Genomic DNA, 14,446 nt, shown 5'->3' on the forward strand with positions numbered 1-14,446 from the left:
CGCTGGGGCTGGGCAGCCGACTGGGCAGCGGCCGCCAGTACATGTCCTGGATCAGCCTGGACGACGAGGTCCGGGCGTTGCGGTTCGCGATGACCGAGCCGGCGCTCAGCGGTCCGGTCAACCTGACCGGGCCGGCGCCGGTGACCAATGCCGAGTTCACCGCGGCGCTGGGCCGGACGCTGAACCGGCCGGCCCCGCTGCTGGTGCCCGGATTCGCAGCGCGGGCCGTCTTCGGCGAGTTCGCCGAGGAGGGCCTGCTGGCCGGTCAGCGCGCCATCCCCGCCGCCTTGGAGCAGGCCGGCTTCCAGTTCCGGCACAACACCATCGGCGAGGCCCTCAGCTATGCCACCGAGCGCCCGACCCCGCTCTGACGTGTTCCGCAGGAGCTCCCCGCGGTCCCGGTCCGGCGGCCGTTGCCGAGCCGGGTAGCCTGCGAGCATGAGGTCCATCCGGTCCAGCACCGCGCCACTCGACGTGCGCCAGCTCGGTACCGTCGACTACAGCACCGCCTGGCAGCTGCAGCGTGACCTGGCCGACGCCAGGGCCGCCGGCGGCCCCGACACGCTGCTGCTGTTGGAGCATCCGTCGGTCTACACCGCCGGCCGGCGTACCGAGCCGCACGAACGCCCGTTGCCAGCCGTTCAAGGCACCCCGGTGATCGACGTCGACCGCGGCGGCAAGATCACGTGGCACGGTCCAGGGCAGCTGGTTGGCTATCCGATCATCGGTCTGACCGAACCGATGGACGTCGTCAATTATGTTCGCCGCCTTGAGGAATCACTCATCGAGGTATGTAATACGTTGGGGCTTAACGCACTTCGCATCGATGGCAGATCCGGTGTATGGCTGCCGTCCGACGGGAGCCGTCCCGCCCGCAAGGTCGCCGCGGTCGGCGTGCGGGTGGCACGCGCGATCACCCTGCACGGCTTCGCGCTCAATTGTGATTGTGATCTCAGCGCGTTCGGGTCGATCGTGCCGTGCGGGCTCACCGATGCGGGTGTGACGTCGCTGTCGGCGGAATTGGGGTTCGCGACCGGGGTCGAAGACGTTCGGCGCGCGGTCGCCGACGCGGTCGTCGACGCACTCGACGGCGTGCTGCCGGTGCGCGACCACTTCGAGTCGCGCGTAACATCGACACGGTGAGCGCCGCCGGAGAAGGCCGGAGATTACGCCGCGCCGAAGCACGCAACGCCGAGACACCGATCGAGCGCAAACCGTCGTGGATCAAGACCCGCGCCCGAATGGGTCCCAGCTACACCGACCTCAAGCTGCTGGTAAAGCGGGAGAAGCTGCACACGGTGTGCGAGGAGGCGGGCTGCCCCAACATCTACGAGTGTTGGGAGGACCGGGAGGCCACGTTCCTGATCGGCGGCGAAGTCTGCACCCGCAACTGCTCGTTCTGCTTGATCAAATCGGGTAAGCCCAGCGAGCTCGACCGCGACGAGCCACGTCGCGTCGCCGAGAGCGTGCAGGCGATGGGGCTGCGGTATTCGACGGTGACCGGGGTCGCCCGCGACGACCTGGCCGACCAGGGCTCCTGGCTCTACGCCGAGACGGTGCGTGCCATCAAGGCGCTCAACCCGGCCACGGGCGTCGAACTGCTGATCCCCGACTTCGGGGGTCGGCCCGACCTGCTGGGCGAGGTGTTCGAGTCCCGCCCGGAGGTGCTGGCGCACAACGTCGAGACCGTGCCTCGCATCTTCCGCCTGATCCGGCCCGGATTCAGCTACGAGCGCAGCCTGAACGTGTTGACCCAGGCGCGCGACGCCGGGCTGGTGGCCAAGAGCAACCTCATCTTGGGCATGGGTGAGACACCCGAGGAGATCCGGGCGGCGCTGGTCGACCTGTACGACGCCGGCGCCGAACTGGTCACCATCACCCAGTATCTGCGCCCCACCGAGCGGCACCACCCGATCGACCGGTGGGTCAAGCCGGAGGAGTTCGTCGAGCACGCCCGATACGCCGAGGAGCTCGGGTTCGCCGGGGTGATGTCCGGGCCGTTGGTGCGCTCGTCGTATCGGGCCGGCCGGCTCTACCAGCAGGCCATGGCTCGTCGCGCCGAGCGGGACCGCACTCCGGCCCCCGGCTGACGACAAGCCCGGCTGCGTATCCTTGGTAACTATGCCCAGACCGCGCAACACCGCCGAGAACAAGGCTGCCCGGGAGGCCGCGAAAGCCACCCGCAAGGCCGCCAGCAAAGAGCGCCGCACCCAGCTGTGGCAGGCCTTCCAGCTGCAGCGCAAAGAGGACAAGCGGCTGCTGCCGTACATGATCGGCGCATTCGTGCTGGTCGCTGGGGTGACCACTGCGTTGGCGCTCAACGGCGGGACGTTCGCCAAGGTGACCACGATTCCGCTCGGCCTGCTGTTGGGCGCGCTGGTGGCGTTCGTGATCTTCGGCCGGCGCGCACAGCGGACGGTCTACCGCAAGGCCGAGGGGCAGGCCGGGGCGGCGGCATGGGCGCTGGACAACATGCGCGGCAAGTGGCGGGTCACCCAGGCGGTCGCCGCCACCGGTCAACTGGACGCTGTCCACCGCGTGATCGGGCGCCCCGGCGTCATCTTCGTCGCGGAAGGCTCCGCCACCCGACTCAAACCGCTACTCGCCCAGGAGAAGAAGCGCACCGCGCGACTGGTCGGCGATGTACCGATCTACGACGTCATGGTGGGCAACGGCGACGGCGAGGTGCCGCTGGCCAAGCTGGAACGGTTCCTGACCAAGCTGCCGGCCAATATCTCGGCCAAGCAGATGGAATCGCTGGAGTCGCGGCTGGCGGCGCTGGGCTCGCGGACCGGTACCGCGGCCATGCCCAAGGGCCCGCTGCCCGGCGGCGCGAAGATGCGCGGCGTGCAGCGCGCGGTGCGCCGCCGGTAGGCCGCCGATAGAGTCAGCGGCTGCGCACCACGGCGGTTGCGGTGGCGCGATCCTGCAGACCGCGCCCGTCGGCGTCGATGAACAGCGCCGGGACCACCAGCGCAATCGACAGACCGCGTATCAGCGCGCGGACCAGTCCCACCCCGGTGCCGTCCACCGCGACCACCCGCAGCCCGCACACGTACTGACCCGGCGTGAAGCCGAACAGCCGCACCGCGGCCACGCCCAGCACCAGCCAGATGACCAGCACCGCGGTGGCGAGCAACGGCGGGCTCACCAGCCCCAGCGTGACCCCCAGCCCGGCCAGTCCGTAGGCCACCAGCCAGTCGACGGCCAGCCCCAGCGCCCGGCGACCCGTCGAGGCCAGCGACCCGGGACCGGCGGGGGGCAGGCCCAGGTCCTGCCCCGGGGCGCCTTCGGGGGGCTGCGATCGGGCCGACTCCGGCCCGGACAGCCACGAGGAGAAAGTGCGGCTCATGCCTCCTACGATAAGCGGGCTGGAACCCGGACCCGGCTTGGGCGGGTCCCGCCGCGGTTGCGTAACGTCAGCAGCGGCAACCCCGCCGTCCGACCGGGGCTACCAGCGGAGGAGAACACTTCTGTGACCGACAAGACGGCCGACGACATTCTCAAGCTCGTGGCCGACGAGAACGTGGAGTACATCGACATCCAGTTCTGCGACTTGCCGGGCATGATGCAGCATCTGACGATCCCCGCGGCCACGCTCGACGCCAGCGTGTTCGAGGACGGGCTGGCCTTCGACGGTTCCTCGATCCGCGGCTTCCAGTCCATCCACGAGTCGGACATGATGCTGCTGCCCGACTTCTCCACCGCCCAGATCGATCCGTTCCGGGCGGCCAAGACGCTGAACCTGAACTTCTTCGTCCACGATCCCTTCACCCGTGAGCCCTACTCGCGTGACCCACGCAACGTCGCGCGCAAAGCGGAGAACTACCTGACCAGCACCGGCATCGCCGACACCGCCTACTTCGGCGCCGAAGCCGAGTTCTACATCTTCGACTCGGTGAGCTTCGACTCCCAGATGAACGGCACCTTCTACGAGGTCGACTCGGACTCGGGCTGGTGGAACACCGGCTCGCCGACCGAGATCGGCGGAGGCGTCAACCGCGGCTACAAGACCCGCCCCAAGGGCGGCTACTTCCCGGTGGCGCCCAACGACCATTACGTCGACCTGCGCGACGCGATGACCACCAACCTCGCCAACGCGGGCCTGACCCTCGAGCGCGGGCACCACGAGTGCGGCTCCGGCGGGCAAGCCGAGATCAACTACCGGTTCAACACACTGCTGCACGCCGCCGACGACCTGATGCTGTTCAAATACATCATCAAGAACACCGCCTGGGCGCACGGCAAGACCGTCACCTTCATGCCCAAGCCCCTGTTCGGCGACAACGGCTCGGGCATGCACGTGCACATGTCGCTGTGGAAGAACGGTGACCCGCTGTTCTACGACGAGGCCGGCTACGCTGGGTTGTCCGATATCGCGCGGCACTGCATCGGCGGCATCCTGCACCACGCCCCGTCACTGCTGGCGTTCACCAACCCGACCATCAACTCCTACAAGCGCCTGGTGCCGCACTACGAGGCGCCGATCAACCTGGTCTACAGCCAGCGCAACCGCTCGGCCTGTGTGCGCATCCCGATCACCGGCACCAACCCCAAGGCCAAGCGGTTGGAGTTCCGCTGCCCGGACTCCTCGGGCAACCCGTACCTGGCGTTCGCCGCGATGCTGATGGCCTGCATCGACGGCGTCAAGAACAAGATCGAGCCGGCCGCCCCGGTCGACAAGGACCTCTACGAGCTGCCGCCGGACGAGGCAGCCGGCATCCCGCAGGCCCCCACCACCCTGGCCCAGGTGATGGACAACCTGGAAGCCGACCACGAATACCTCACCGAAGGCGGGGTTTTCACGCCGGATCTGATCGAGAACTGGATCCGCTACAAACGGGACCACGAGATCACCCCGATCAACCTGCGCCCGCACCCCTACGAGTTCGCGCTGTACTACGACGTCTAGGCCAGTTAACCGGCACGCCCGCGCCCTCGTCGGCAGCTGACTCACCGCCCGATCTCGGCCAGTACGCAGCCCGGCACTGTGGTTCGGCATGTCGTCCACCGGGTCGGACCGCATCCCACCGCCGGCGGGATTGTCGCGGTGTTCGGCTGGTGAGATCCGGGTCAACCACCGATTCGGCTGTGCAGCAACGGCACGCCGGGACCGTACGAGTTCCGGCGTGACACCGCGGCGACCGGCCATCGCCATCAGCAGGGCTTCGCCCCGACCGTAGATCTCGAGCCCCCGCCCGGCGGACCAGTCGAAGTCGGTGGCGATCAACCGGAGCCCGCGAATCCGCGAGCGGGCATGGATCGGCGGCGCGAATCGCGCAAAGTCCAGGGCGGGAATCAACCGCTCAGCAGGAATGTCGCGGAAAAAACCCAGCGGCCGGCGGACGTCCTGCTGGTGGACCATCCCGTCCAGCAACGCAATCCGGCTACCGAATGCCGTGGTGAGCCCGCGGGGCCGGATACTGCGATCAAGCAGATCAAGCAGCTGCTGCGGATCCTGGTTCGCGCATTCGGCCAGGCCGATCGCATTGGCGCCGCTGAGCCGCAGCCGGCCGCGAGCGAACCGGCGCACCACTTTGGCCGGGCCTAGTTCTTCGTAGCTGAGCATGTGGGCGACAACGTCACGGACCGTCCAGCCCGCACACAGCGACGGTGCCTGCCACTGGTGGGGTGCAAGTGATTTCAGTAGTACCGCGAAGTCCGCTCGGTCGGCCTCGGCAAGGGCGCTCACGTCCACCTTCATGGCGGACGATCGTAGCGTCAGAACCCGAAGTCGAAGAAGTCCGTCATGGCCACGGCATCGTCGAAGATGCTGCCGATCCACACCACGGGAGCCGACACCAACGCGAGCGGGATCACCTCGGTGAAGGTGAGTCCCAGCATCTGGAACTGCGTTGACATGGCGTCCGCCAGCGAGCCCTCGCCGACCGCGGTCTCGAACGCCTGCGTGGCATCCAGCATCGATGCGCCGGCTTCCGCCCACTGCTGGTTGAGCGGTGCGAAGAACAGCTGGTCGATCAGCGAGGACATCGACCCGGAATGCTCGAGGATCGTCGCTTCGGCCGGCGCAAGTTTGTCGGCCACGATGTCCACCGTCCGGTCCACGATGCTCGGAAAACGATCCAACGCCTCGACCGCCGACAGCAATGATCCGGACAGCTCCGCGGTGTCGATCCCGGTGACGATGTCCCCGGCGTCCCTGAAATTCGTGCCGGCGATGATCAACAGCTCGGCCGAATCGGCGTTGTCGCCGGCGACTGCGACACCGGCCAGCTGATCGGTGGTGCCGGCGTGGGCGCCGCCCAGTCCGATCGTCACCGCAACCGCTACGGCCCCGCTGACCAGGCCGACTCCCACACCGAAACGACGCCCATAAGCCAACATCAGCACGATCCTCGTCCTCGAATTCCCACCGCCGACCCAGACGGCCCCGCGGACATGACTGTTTCTGAAGAAAACCTAGCAAATAATCAGGTCAATCCGAAGAATTCCTGTGCAACCGCAGTCTCCCCGACTGCGTCGCCGGCTCACTCCACCGCGTCGCGGGCCCAGGACGGCATGATGAAGACCCCGTCGGCCTCCACGGTCACCCCGGACGCGTCGGAGATGTGCCCGCGGGCATAGGTCTTGAAGCCCTCCTTGCGGTAGATCGAGGCTTCGGCGTGCAACCGCCCCAGCGGGGTGCCGCGCAAGTACTTCACGGTGATGGTGCCGGTGTAGAGCGCCTTGGTCAGGCCGTCGCTGGCGGCCTCCCCCAGCAGGTGGTCGAGGATCAGGGCGCTGACCCCGCCGTGGACCAGGCTCGGCGGCCCTTCGTAGGCCGCCCCGAGTTGGAAATCGGTCCAGCAGTGACCGTTCTCGCCGTGCTCGATGACCAGCGGAGGGGCGATCGGGTTGCGCAGCCCGATCACGGCGTTGCCCCATGCCAGCGGCCGCCCGTCGACCACGTAACGCATTCCGGGCGAGTCACTCAGCGTATCGGCCTGCAGCCGCTCGGTCAGCTCGCGCAATTGAGCGGTCACCTCGCGAGCCGTGGTGTCGTCGGTTTGGGTGCGGATGGTGGCGTCGATCAGCTCGCGCACCGCCTGCGCCAGCGGTCCGTAACGCTCCAACAACCGCGCACTCTCATCGGTACTGATCGTCGGCACGTTCGAGCCCGGCCTGAATTGCACCACCAACGTACTCCTTCTAGTCTCCGAATACCTTGCGCACCACAACCTTTGCGCGCCGCGTCACCCGCAGATAGTTGTCCAGGAACTCACCGCCGTCACCGCCGGGCCAGCCGGCGGCCACCGCCACCGCGTTGAGCGCCCGTCCCGCCCCGGGCAGCTGGTCGGTCGGTTTGCCCCGCACCAGCACCAGCGCGTTGCGGGCCCGGGTCGCGGTCAGCCAGGCCTGCCGGAGCCGGTCCACGTCGTCTTCGTCGACCAGCCCGGCGTCAGCGATGGCGTCCAGCGTCTCCAGCGTCGACGTGTTGTGCAGCGCCGGGACCTCGTGTGCGTGGCGCAGCTGCACCAACTGCACGGTCCATTCGACGTCGGCCAGCCCGCCGCGGCCCAGTTTGGTGTGGGTGTTGGGATCGGCGCCTCGCGGCAGCCGCTCGGCATCGACTCGGGCCTTCACCCGGCGGATCTCCCGCACCGCATCGGCCGACACCCCGCCGGCGGGGTACCGGGTGCGGTCGACCATCAGCAGGAACCGGCGGCCCAAGTCCGCATCGCCGGCGACCCGGTGCGCCCGCAGCAACGCCTGGATCTCCCACGGCTGCGCCCACTGGTCGTAGTAGGCCGCATAGGAGGCCAGGGTGCGCACCGGCGGGCCGCTGCGGCCCTCCGGTCGCAGGTTGATGTCCACCTGCAGCGGCGGGTCGGCGCTGGCGGTGCCCAGCAGTGCCCGGACCTGCTCGGCGATCGACGTCGCCCAGCGCACCGCATCGGTGTCGCTGACCCCCTCATTGGCCTCGCAGACGAACATCACGTCGGCGTCCGAGCCGTAGCCGAGCTCGCGCCCACCGAGCCGCCCCATGGCGATGACGGCGATCCGTGCCGGTGCCGACTCCGCCTGGCCGTCAGGCAGGTTGACCCGGATGATCGCGTCCAGGCTGGCCTGCAACACCGCCACCCACACCGACGTCAACGCCGCGCAGACGTCGCGGACATCGAGCATGCCCAGCAGGTCCGCCGAGGCGACCCGGGCCAGCTCGTGACGGCGCAGGCTGCGAGCGGCGGCGATGGCGCGCACCGGATCGGCATGGCGCGCCGCCGAGGCGATCAGCGCCCGGGCCACCGCGTCCGGCTCGGAGTCCAGCAGTTTCGGCCCGGCCGGCCCGTCGCCGTAAGCCAGCAGGACATCGGGCGCGCGCAACAACAGTTCCGGAACATAAGCCGACGTGCCCAGCACCCGCATCAGCCGCTTGGCGACGGCGCTGCTGTCGCGCAGCGTGCTCAGGTACCAGCGCTGAGCGGCCAACGCCTCGCTGAGCCGCCGATAGGCCAGCAGCCCGGCATCGGGATTGGGGGTGTCCGACAGCCAGTAGAGCAGCTTGGGCAGCAGCACCGTCTGCACCCGCCCGCGGCGGCCGCTCTGGTTGGTCAGCGCCGCCAGATGCGTCAAGGCGTTCTGCGGCGCGTCATAGCCGAGCGCGGCCAATTGCCGTTCGGCGGCGTCGGGTGTCAGGCCGCCGGCCAGCTCAAGACCCGCGGGTCCGACCGCTTCCAGCAGCGGTTGGTAGAACAGCTTGGCGTGCAGCCGCGATACCCGCAGGTTGTGCGCTTTGAGCTCCTCGCGCAACACTCCCAGCGCATCGTGGCGGGCGTCCGGGCGGACGTGTGCGGAACGAGCCAGCCAGCGCAACGCCTCGTCGTCGTCGGGCGGCGGCAGCATGTGGGTGCGCTTGAGCCGCTGCAACTGCAGCCGGTGTTCGAGAAGCCGGAGGAACTCATACGACGCGGTCAAGGTGGCCGCGTCCTCGCGGCCGATGTAGCCGCCGGCGCCCAGCGCCGCCAGGGCGTCGACGGTGGAGGCCACGTGGAGCGACTCGTCGCCGCGACCGTGGACCAGCTGCAACAGTTGCACCGCAAACTCCACATCACGCAGTCCCCCGGTGCCCAGCTTGATCTCCCGGTCCCGGATCTCGGCGGGCACCAGCTGTGCCACCCGCCGGCGCATTGCCTGCACGTCGGCAACGAAATCCTCACGCTCGCAAGCGGTCCACACCATCGGCAGCAGCGCGTCGACGTAGGCGCGCCCCAGCTCGGCATCACCGGCGGCGGGGCGGGCCTTGAGCAACGCCTGAAACTCCCAGGTCTTGGCCCACCGCTGGTAATAGGCGATGTGCGACTCCAGCGTCCGCACCAGCGCACCGTGCCGGCCCTCCGGCCGCAACCCGGCATCCACTTCGAAGAACGCCTCACCCGCCACCGCCATCAGCTCGCCGGCAACCCGGCTGCTCACCGCGTCGGCTTCCTCGGCGACGAAGATGACGTCGACGTCGCTGACGTAATTCAGTTCCCGCGCACCGGATTTGCCCATCGCTATCACGGCCAGCCGCGGCACGACGGCGGTGTCGTCCGCGCCGCACACGTTCCGCTCGGCCACCTGCAGGGCGGCAGCCAGCGCGGCATCGGCCAGGTCGGCCAGGTGCGCCCCGACGGCCACGAACGGCAGCGCCGGCAGCGGCTCCACGGTGGGCGCCAGATCCAGCGCCGCCAACACCAGCAGCCGGTCGCGGTAGAGCACCCGCAGCCGCTCGACGTAGTCACCGTCCGTCGTCTCGGCGATGCAGTCGGCGAACATGGCGCGCAACGTATCCGCCGACGGCAAGGTGATCACCCCGTCAGCGCCGTCGGCGCCCTCGGGGGTCGCCAACAGCTTCCACGACTGCGGGTGGGCGATGAGGTGATCACCCAGTGCCAGTGAGGATCCGATCACCCCGAACAGCCGCCCGCGCAGACCGCGGTCGGCCAGCAACGCCGCGCTCAGTTCCTGCCAGTCGATTCCCGGCGTCTCCGACAGCCGGACCAGGGTGCGCAGCGCGACGTCGGCGTCGGGTGCCCGCGACAGTGCCCAGAGTACGTCGACGTGCGGTTGGGTGTAGGCGCTGTACCATCCCAGTGCCGTCAGGTCCGCCGCGGCGTACCGGCCGACCAAACCGAGCCGCCCCACGCTGGGCAGCTTGCGGCGCTGCGCTCCGGGGTAGGCCACCAGGCGTCCGGTCTAGAGCGCCAGGTAGTTCTGCAGCTCGTAGGGGGTCACGTGGCTCCGGTAGTTGGCCCACTCCTGGCGCTTGTTGCGCAGGAAGAAGTCGAAGACCTGCTCCCCCAGCGCTTCTGCGACCAGTTCGGAGTTCTCCATCTCGGAAAGGGCGCGCTCCAGGGTGCCGGGCAGTTCCCGATAGCCCATGGCCCGGCGTTCCTCGGGCGTCAACGCCCACACGTTGTCCTCGGCTTCCGGGCCGAGCTCGTAGCCCTTCTCCACCCCGCGTAGCCCGGCGGCCAGCAGCACGGCGAAGGCCAGGTACGGGTTGCACGCCGAGTCTGGGCTGCGCACCTCGACGCGACGCGACGACGTCTTGTGCGGGCTGTACATCGGTACCCGCACCAGCGCCGACCGGTTGGAGGCACCCCAGGACGCCGCGGTGGGCGCCTCCCCGCCGTGGATCAGCCGTTTGTAGGAGTTCACCCACTGGTTGGTGACGGCACTGATCTCGTTGGCGTGCTCGAGGATCCCGGCGATGAACGACTTGGCGGTATCGGAAAGCTGCAGCGGGTCATCGGGGCTGTGGAAGGCGTTGACCTCGCCCTCGAACAGGCTCATGTGGGTGTGCATGGCCGAACCGGCGTATTCGCGGAACGGCTTGGGCATAAACGAGGCCCGCACTCCTTCTTTGAGCGCGATCTCTTTGATCAGGTAGCGGAACGTCATCACGTTGTCGGCCATCGACAGCGCGTCGGCGTAGCGCAGGTCGATCTCCTGCTGACCCGGGGCGTTCTCGTGGTGGCTGTACTCCACCGAGATGCCCATGGTTTCCAGCGCCTCGATCGCGTGCCGGCGGAAGTTCGCGGCCGAGCCGTGGATCGCCTGGTCGAAGTAGCCGGCGTCGTCGGCCGGCACCGGTGTCGACCCGTCATACGGGCCGGGTTCGAGCAGGAAGAACTCGATCTCGGGGTGCACGTAGCAGGCGAAGCCGAGCTCCCCAGCCTTGGCCAGTTGCCGGCGCAGCACATGCCGCGACGACGCCCACGCCGGCGATCCGTCGGGCATGGTGATGTCGCAGAACATCCGGGCCGAGTACTGCCGGCCGGCGTCCGATGTCCACGGCAACAACTGGAACGTGGATGGGTCGGGGTGGGCGACCATGTCCGATTCGAAGACCCGGGCGAAGCCCTCGATCGCCGAACCGTCGAAGCCCACGCCCTCCTCGAAGGCACCCTCGAGTTCAGCCGGTGCGATCGCGACCGACTTCAGATACCCCAGGACGTCGGTGAACCAGAGCCGGACGAAGCGGATGTCGCGTTCCTCCAGCGTGCGGAGCACAAACTCCTTCTGACGGTCCATACCGCGAAGCGTAGCAGCGCTCAGCACTTCGCATCGGTCGGCGGCAATGTGCCGTCGATCAGGTAACGCGTGGCGAACCCGTCGACGCATTCGTTGCCCTGAAAGACCACCGTGTGCTGGGTTCCGTTGAACGTCAGCAGGCCGCCGCGCAACTGCTTGGCCAGGTCCACACCCGCCTGATACGGGGTGGCCGGGTCTCGGGTGGTCGACACCACCATCGTCGGCGGCAGATCCGGCACCGAGATGGCGTGGGGCTCGCTGGTCGGGGGCACTGGCCAGAACGCGCAGGTGCTCAGCGGCGCGTGACCGGTGAACTGCCCGTAACTCATGAACGGCGCCAATTCACGCGACCGCCGGTCCTCGTCGATCACCTTGGCGCGGTCGGTGATCGGCGGCTGGTCGACGCAGTTGACGGCCACCCGGGCGTCGGTGGCGTTGGTGTACTGGCCCTTGGCGTCGCGGCGCATGTACAGGTCGGCCAGGCTGAGCATGATGTCGCCGCGCCCGCCGGCCAGATCCGACAGCCCGTCGTTGAGGTGCGTCCAGAACGTCGGCGAGTACAGCGCCATGATGGTTCCGACGATGGCGTCGCTGTAGGACAGCCCGCGCGGGTCCTTGGTCTTGGCCGGCTTGTCCACCAGCGGGTCGACCAGGCTGTGGTAGACGTCGACGGCCTTGTCCGGATCGGTGCCCAGTGGGCACTCCGGCTCCTTGGCGCAGTCCGCCGCGAAGTCGTCGAAGGCGCCCTGGAAGGCCTGCGCCTGGCGCAGGTCCTCCTCGATCGGGTCGGCGTTGGGGTCGACCGCACCGTCGAGGATCATCGCGCGCACGTTCTGCGGGAAGGCCTCGGCATACGCCGAGCCGATCCGGGTGCCGTAGGAATATCCCAGGTAGGTCAGCTTCTCGTCGCCCAGCCCGGCCCGGATCGCGTCGAGGTCGCGGGCGACGTTGACGGTGCCGACGTTGGCCAGGAACTCCTTGCCGGTCTTCTCCAGGCAGCGCTCGACGTATTCCTTGGTCTCGTTCTCGATGCGTTCCACGCCTTCGGGGCTGTAGTCGACCTGGTTGAGGGCCCGCAGCCGGTCGTTCTCCTTATCTGAGTTGCACCAGACCGCCGGCCGGCTCGACGCCACGCCGCGCGGGTCGAAGCCGACCAGGTCGAAGTGCTCGCGGACCTTGCGCGGCAGCGTGGTGACCAGCCCCACCGCGGTTTCGATGCCGGACTCGCCCGGCCCGCCCGGGTTGATCACCAGCGAGCCGATCTTGTCCTTGGTAGCCGGGAACCGGATCATGGCCAGCCGGGCCACGGCGCCCTGCGTGTTGGAGTAGTCGACCGGCACCGCGATGAATCCGCACTGGGCGTCGTCGGGCACCTTGATGTTGGTGTCGGCGGTGAAACGGCACTTGTCCCACTGCACCGGCTGGCCCACCCGCGGTCCGGCCAATACCGCGTGCCCCGGCGTCATCCTGGTGCAGCTGCCGACCATGAGCGCCGCCATCGCGATCGCGAGGCAGGTCAAAGTCGTACGCGCGATCCTGTCGCGGCGGGTCGGCGGGGTCATGACACCACATGCTGCCATGCACGGTCGGCCGGCTCCGGGCACCCGGTCGCTCAGCGCGTGGCGTCGAGCAGGCCGGCCGCTGATCGGGCCGACCGATTCGGGTGTGAGGAAATCCACTCCACCTGGTGGTTCAGCCGCACCGCCGCAGGTGGCACACTGGCTGATGTCAGACGACCCGGGGACCCCGCTGAGGGCTTCGAGGATCGACCCGACCAATTCGAGGGACAACGATGTCTGAGCACGTGTACGGCGCTTCGCGCGATGACAAGCCCCAACCGGCCCGCATTGCTCCGCAGACCCGGGTTCATCACCTGCAACAGCTGAAAGGCGAGGGCCGCAAGTGGGCGATGCTCACGGCCTACGACTACTCCACGGCCCGGATCTTCGACGATGCCGGCATCCCGGTGCTGCTGGTGGGCGACTCGGCGGCCAACGTGGTCTACGGCTACGACAGCACCGTGCCGATCTCCATCGACGAGCTGATCCCGCTGGTCCGCGCGGTGGTGCGCGGCGCCCCGCATGCGCTGGTGGTCGCCGACCTGCCGTTCGGCTCCTATGAGGGCGGCCCGGCAGCGGCGTTGGCCACCGCCACCCGCTTCATGAAAGAGGGCGGCGCCCACGCCGTCAAGCTGGAAGGCGGCGAGCGGGTCGCTGAGCAGATCGCGACGCTGTCGGCGGCCGGCATCCCGGTGATGGCGCACATCGGCTTCACGCCGCAGAGCGTCAACACCCTCGGCGGTTTCCGGGTCCAGGGTCGCGGTGACGCCGCCGAGCAGACCATCCACGATGCGATCGCAGTCGCCGAGGCGGGTGCGTTCGCGGTGGTGATGGAGATGGTGCCCGCCGAACTGGCCACCCAGATCACCGGCAAGCTGACCATTCCCACCGTCGGGATCGGCGCTGGACCCAACTGCGACGCCCAGGTGCTGGTGTGGCAGGACATGGCCGGGATGACTACCGGCAAGACCGCCCGGTTCGTCAAGCGCTTCGGCGACGTCGGTGCTGAATTGCACCGTGCGGCAACCCGGTACGCCGACGAGGTGTCGGCCGGCACCTTCCCGGCCGAGGATCACTGCTTCTGAGACGGCACCGCTCGCGGTGTGACACGCTGAGCCCATGGCCGGTGACAACGCGGGCGATCCGATCCGCTGCGCCATTGCCGAGCAGGTTGCTTCCCTGCCGGTGATCGAGCGCGCCCTGCGGGCCGACGCCGACGACGCGGTGCACCAGCTGCGGGTGAGCATCCGCCGGATCCGCAGCCTGCTGCGGGCCGTTCCGGGGTCCTTCTCCGACATCGACGGCGAGCTGCGCTGGCTGGCCGGGGTGCTCGGCACCGCGCGGGACGCCGAAGTGCTGGCGCAGCGCTA

13 protein-coding genes and 1 pseudogene are annotated in these 14,446 nt (G+C 68.7%); 7 read left to right on the top strand and 7 right to left on the bottom strand.

Annotated features, from left to right (window positions below; genetic code table 11):
- The 4 genes from DQP56_RS17525 to DQP56_RS17540 all read left to right on the top strand — a co-directional run.
- The coding region (locus tag DQP56_RS17525; protein ID WP_114475778.1) for a DUF1731 domain-containing protein at positions 1 to 371 on the top strand (371 nt) is incomplete at its 5' end.
- A 67-nt stretch (positions 372 to 438) separates the two neighbouring features.
- Entirely contained in the window at positions 439 to 1,143 is a 705-nt protein-coding gene (gene lipB / locus DQP56_RS17530; RefSeq protein ID WP_112687548.1) for a lipoyl(octanoyl) transferase LipB, read from the top strand.
- Positions 1,140 to 2,090, top strand: a complete 951-nt coding sequence (locus tag DQP56_RS17535; protein ID WP_112687550.1) for a lipoyl synthase — start codon at positions 1,140 to 1,142, stop codon at positions 2,088 to 2,090. The genes lipB and DQP56_RS17535 overlap by 4 nt, the downstream gene beginning before the upstream one ends.
- 31 nt (positions 2,091 to 2,121) lie before the next feature.
- Positions 2,122 to 2,874 (top strand): DUF4191 domain-containing protein, encoded by a 753-nt coding sequence (locus DQP56_RS17540; protein ID WP_112687552.1) that lies wholly within the window; start codon positions 2,122 to 2,124, stop codon positions 2,872 to 2,874.
- A 13-nt stretch (positions 2,875 to 2,887) separates the two neighbouring features.
- On the opposite strand, the gene DQP56_RS17545 is transcribed toward DQP56_RS17540, so the two are convergent.
- The gene (locus DQP56_RS17545; RefSeq protein WP_112687554.1) at positions 2,888 to 3,352 is read right to left on the bottom strand and encodes an RDD family protein; all 465 of its coding nucleotides are present in this window, start codon (positions 3,350 to 3,352) and stop codon (positions 2,888 to 2,890) included.
- Positions 3,353 to 3,475: 123 nt separating this feature from the next.
- Between DQP56_RS17545 and glnA (DQP56_RS17550) the strand changes: the two genes are divergently transcribed.
- Positions 3,476 to 4,912 (top strand): type I glutamate--ammonia ligase, encoded by a 1,437-nt coding sequence (gene glnA, locus DQP56_RS17550; protein WP_112687556.1) that lies wholly within the window; start codon positions 3,476 to 3,478, stop codon positions 4,910 to 4,912.
- Positions 4,913 to 5,073: 161 nt separating this feature from the next.
- On the opposite strand, the pseudogene DQP56_RS17555 reads toward glnA (DQP56_RS17550), so the two are convergent.
- The 6 genes and pseudogenes from DQP56_RS17555 to DQP56_RS17580 form a co-directional block, all read right to left on the bottom strand.
- Positions 5,074 to 5,704 (bottom strand): annotated as a pseudogene (locus DQP56_RS17555) (maleylpyruvate isomerase family mycothiol-dependent enzyme).
- Between the two features lie 17 nt (positions 5,705 to 5,721).
- Positions 5,722 to 6,345 (bottom strand): hypothetical protein, encoded by a 624-nt coding sequence (locus DQP56_RS17560; RefSeq protein WP_112687568.1) that lies wholly within the window; start codon positions 6,343 to 6,345, stop codon positions 5,722 to 5,724.
- A gap of 143 nt (positions 6,346 to 6,488) precedes the next feature.
- Positions 6,489 to 7,136: a PaaI family thioesterase gene (locus DQP56_RS17565; RefSeq protein ID WP_112687558.1), complete on the bottom strand. Its 648-nt coding sequence runs from the start codon at positions 7,134 to 7,136 to the stop codon at positions 6,489 to 6,491.
- A 13-nt stretch (positions 7,137 to 7,149) separates the two neighbouring features.
- Complete coding sequence (locus tag DQP56_RS17570) at positions 7,150 to 10,164, bottom strand: bifunctional [glutamine synthetase] adenylyltransferase/[glutamine synthetase]-adenylyl-L-tyrosine phosphorylase (protein ID WP_112687560.1); 3,015 nt, start codon at positions 10,162 to 10,164, stop codon at positions 7,150 to 7,152.
- Between the two features lie 12 nt (positions 10,165 to 10,176).
- A complete protein-coding gene (gene glnA / locus DQP56_RS17575; RefSeq protein WP_112687562.1) occupies positions 10,177 to 11,517 on the bottom strand; it encodes a type I glutamate--ammonia ligase in 1,341 nt (446 codons plus the stop codon).
- 20 nt (positions 11,518 to 11,537) lie between these two features.
- Entirely contained in the window at positions 11,538 to 13,079 is a 1,542-nt protein-coding gene (locus DQP56_RS17580) for an alpha/beta hydrolase (protein WP_112687564.1), read from the bottom strand.
- A gap of 230 nt (positions 13,080 to 13,309) precedes the next feature.
- On the opposite strand from DQP56_RS17580, the gene panB reads away from it, so the two are divergent.
- Positions 13,310 to 14,161 (top strand): 3-methyl-2-oxobutanoate hydroxymethyltransferase, encoded by an 852-nt coding sequence (gene panB, locus DQP56_RS17585; RefSeq protein WP_112687566.1) that lies wholly within the window; start codon positions 13,310 to 13,312, stop codon positions 14,159 to 14,161.
- A 34-nt stretch (positions 14,162 to 14,195) separates the two neighbouring features.
- The coding region (locus DQP56_RS17590) for a CHAD domain-containing protein (protein WP_133258960.1) at positions 14,196 to 14,446 on the top strand (251 nt) is incomplete at its 3' end.

It is taken from the genome of Mycolicibacter senuensis (genome assembly GCF_003284925.1).
Taxonomy (GTDB): Bacteria; Actinomycetota; Actinomycetes; order Mycobacteriales; family Mycobacteriaceae; genus Mycobacterium; species Mycobacterium algericum_A.

What these genes read in the sequence shown, in the direction of transcription:
- lipB (WP_112687548.1), top strand. Translation starts at nt 439, where the DNA reads ATGAGGTCCATCCGGTCCAGCACCGCGCCACTCGACGTGCGCCAGCTC.
- DQP56_RS17540 (WP_112687552.1), top strand. Translation starts at nt 2,122, where the DNA reads ATGCCCAGACCGCGCAACACCGCCGAGAACAAGGCTGCCCGGGAGGCC.
- DQP56_RS17545 (WP_112687554.1), bottom strand. Translation starts at nt 3,352, where the DNA reads ATGAGCCGCACTTTCTCCTCGTGGCTGTCCGGGCCGGAGTCGGCCCGA.
- DQP56_RS17560 (WP_112687568.1), bottom strand. Translation starts at nt 6,345, where the DNA reads ATGTTGGCTTATGGGCGTCGTTTCGGTGTGGGAGTCGGCCTGGTCAGC.
- glnA (WP_112687562.1), bottom strand. Translation starts at nt 11,517, where the DNA reads ATGGACCGTCAGAAGGAGTTTGTGCTCCGCACGCTGGAGGAACGCGAC.
- DQP56_RS17580 (WP_112687564.1), bottom strand. Translation starts at nt 13,079, where the DNA reads ATGACCCCGCCGACCCGCCGCGACAGGATCGCGCGTACGACTTTGACC.
- panB (WP_112687566.1), top strand. Translation starts at nt 13,310, where the DNA reads ATGTCTGAGCACGTGTACGGCGCTTCGCGCGATGACAAGCCCCAACCG.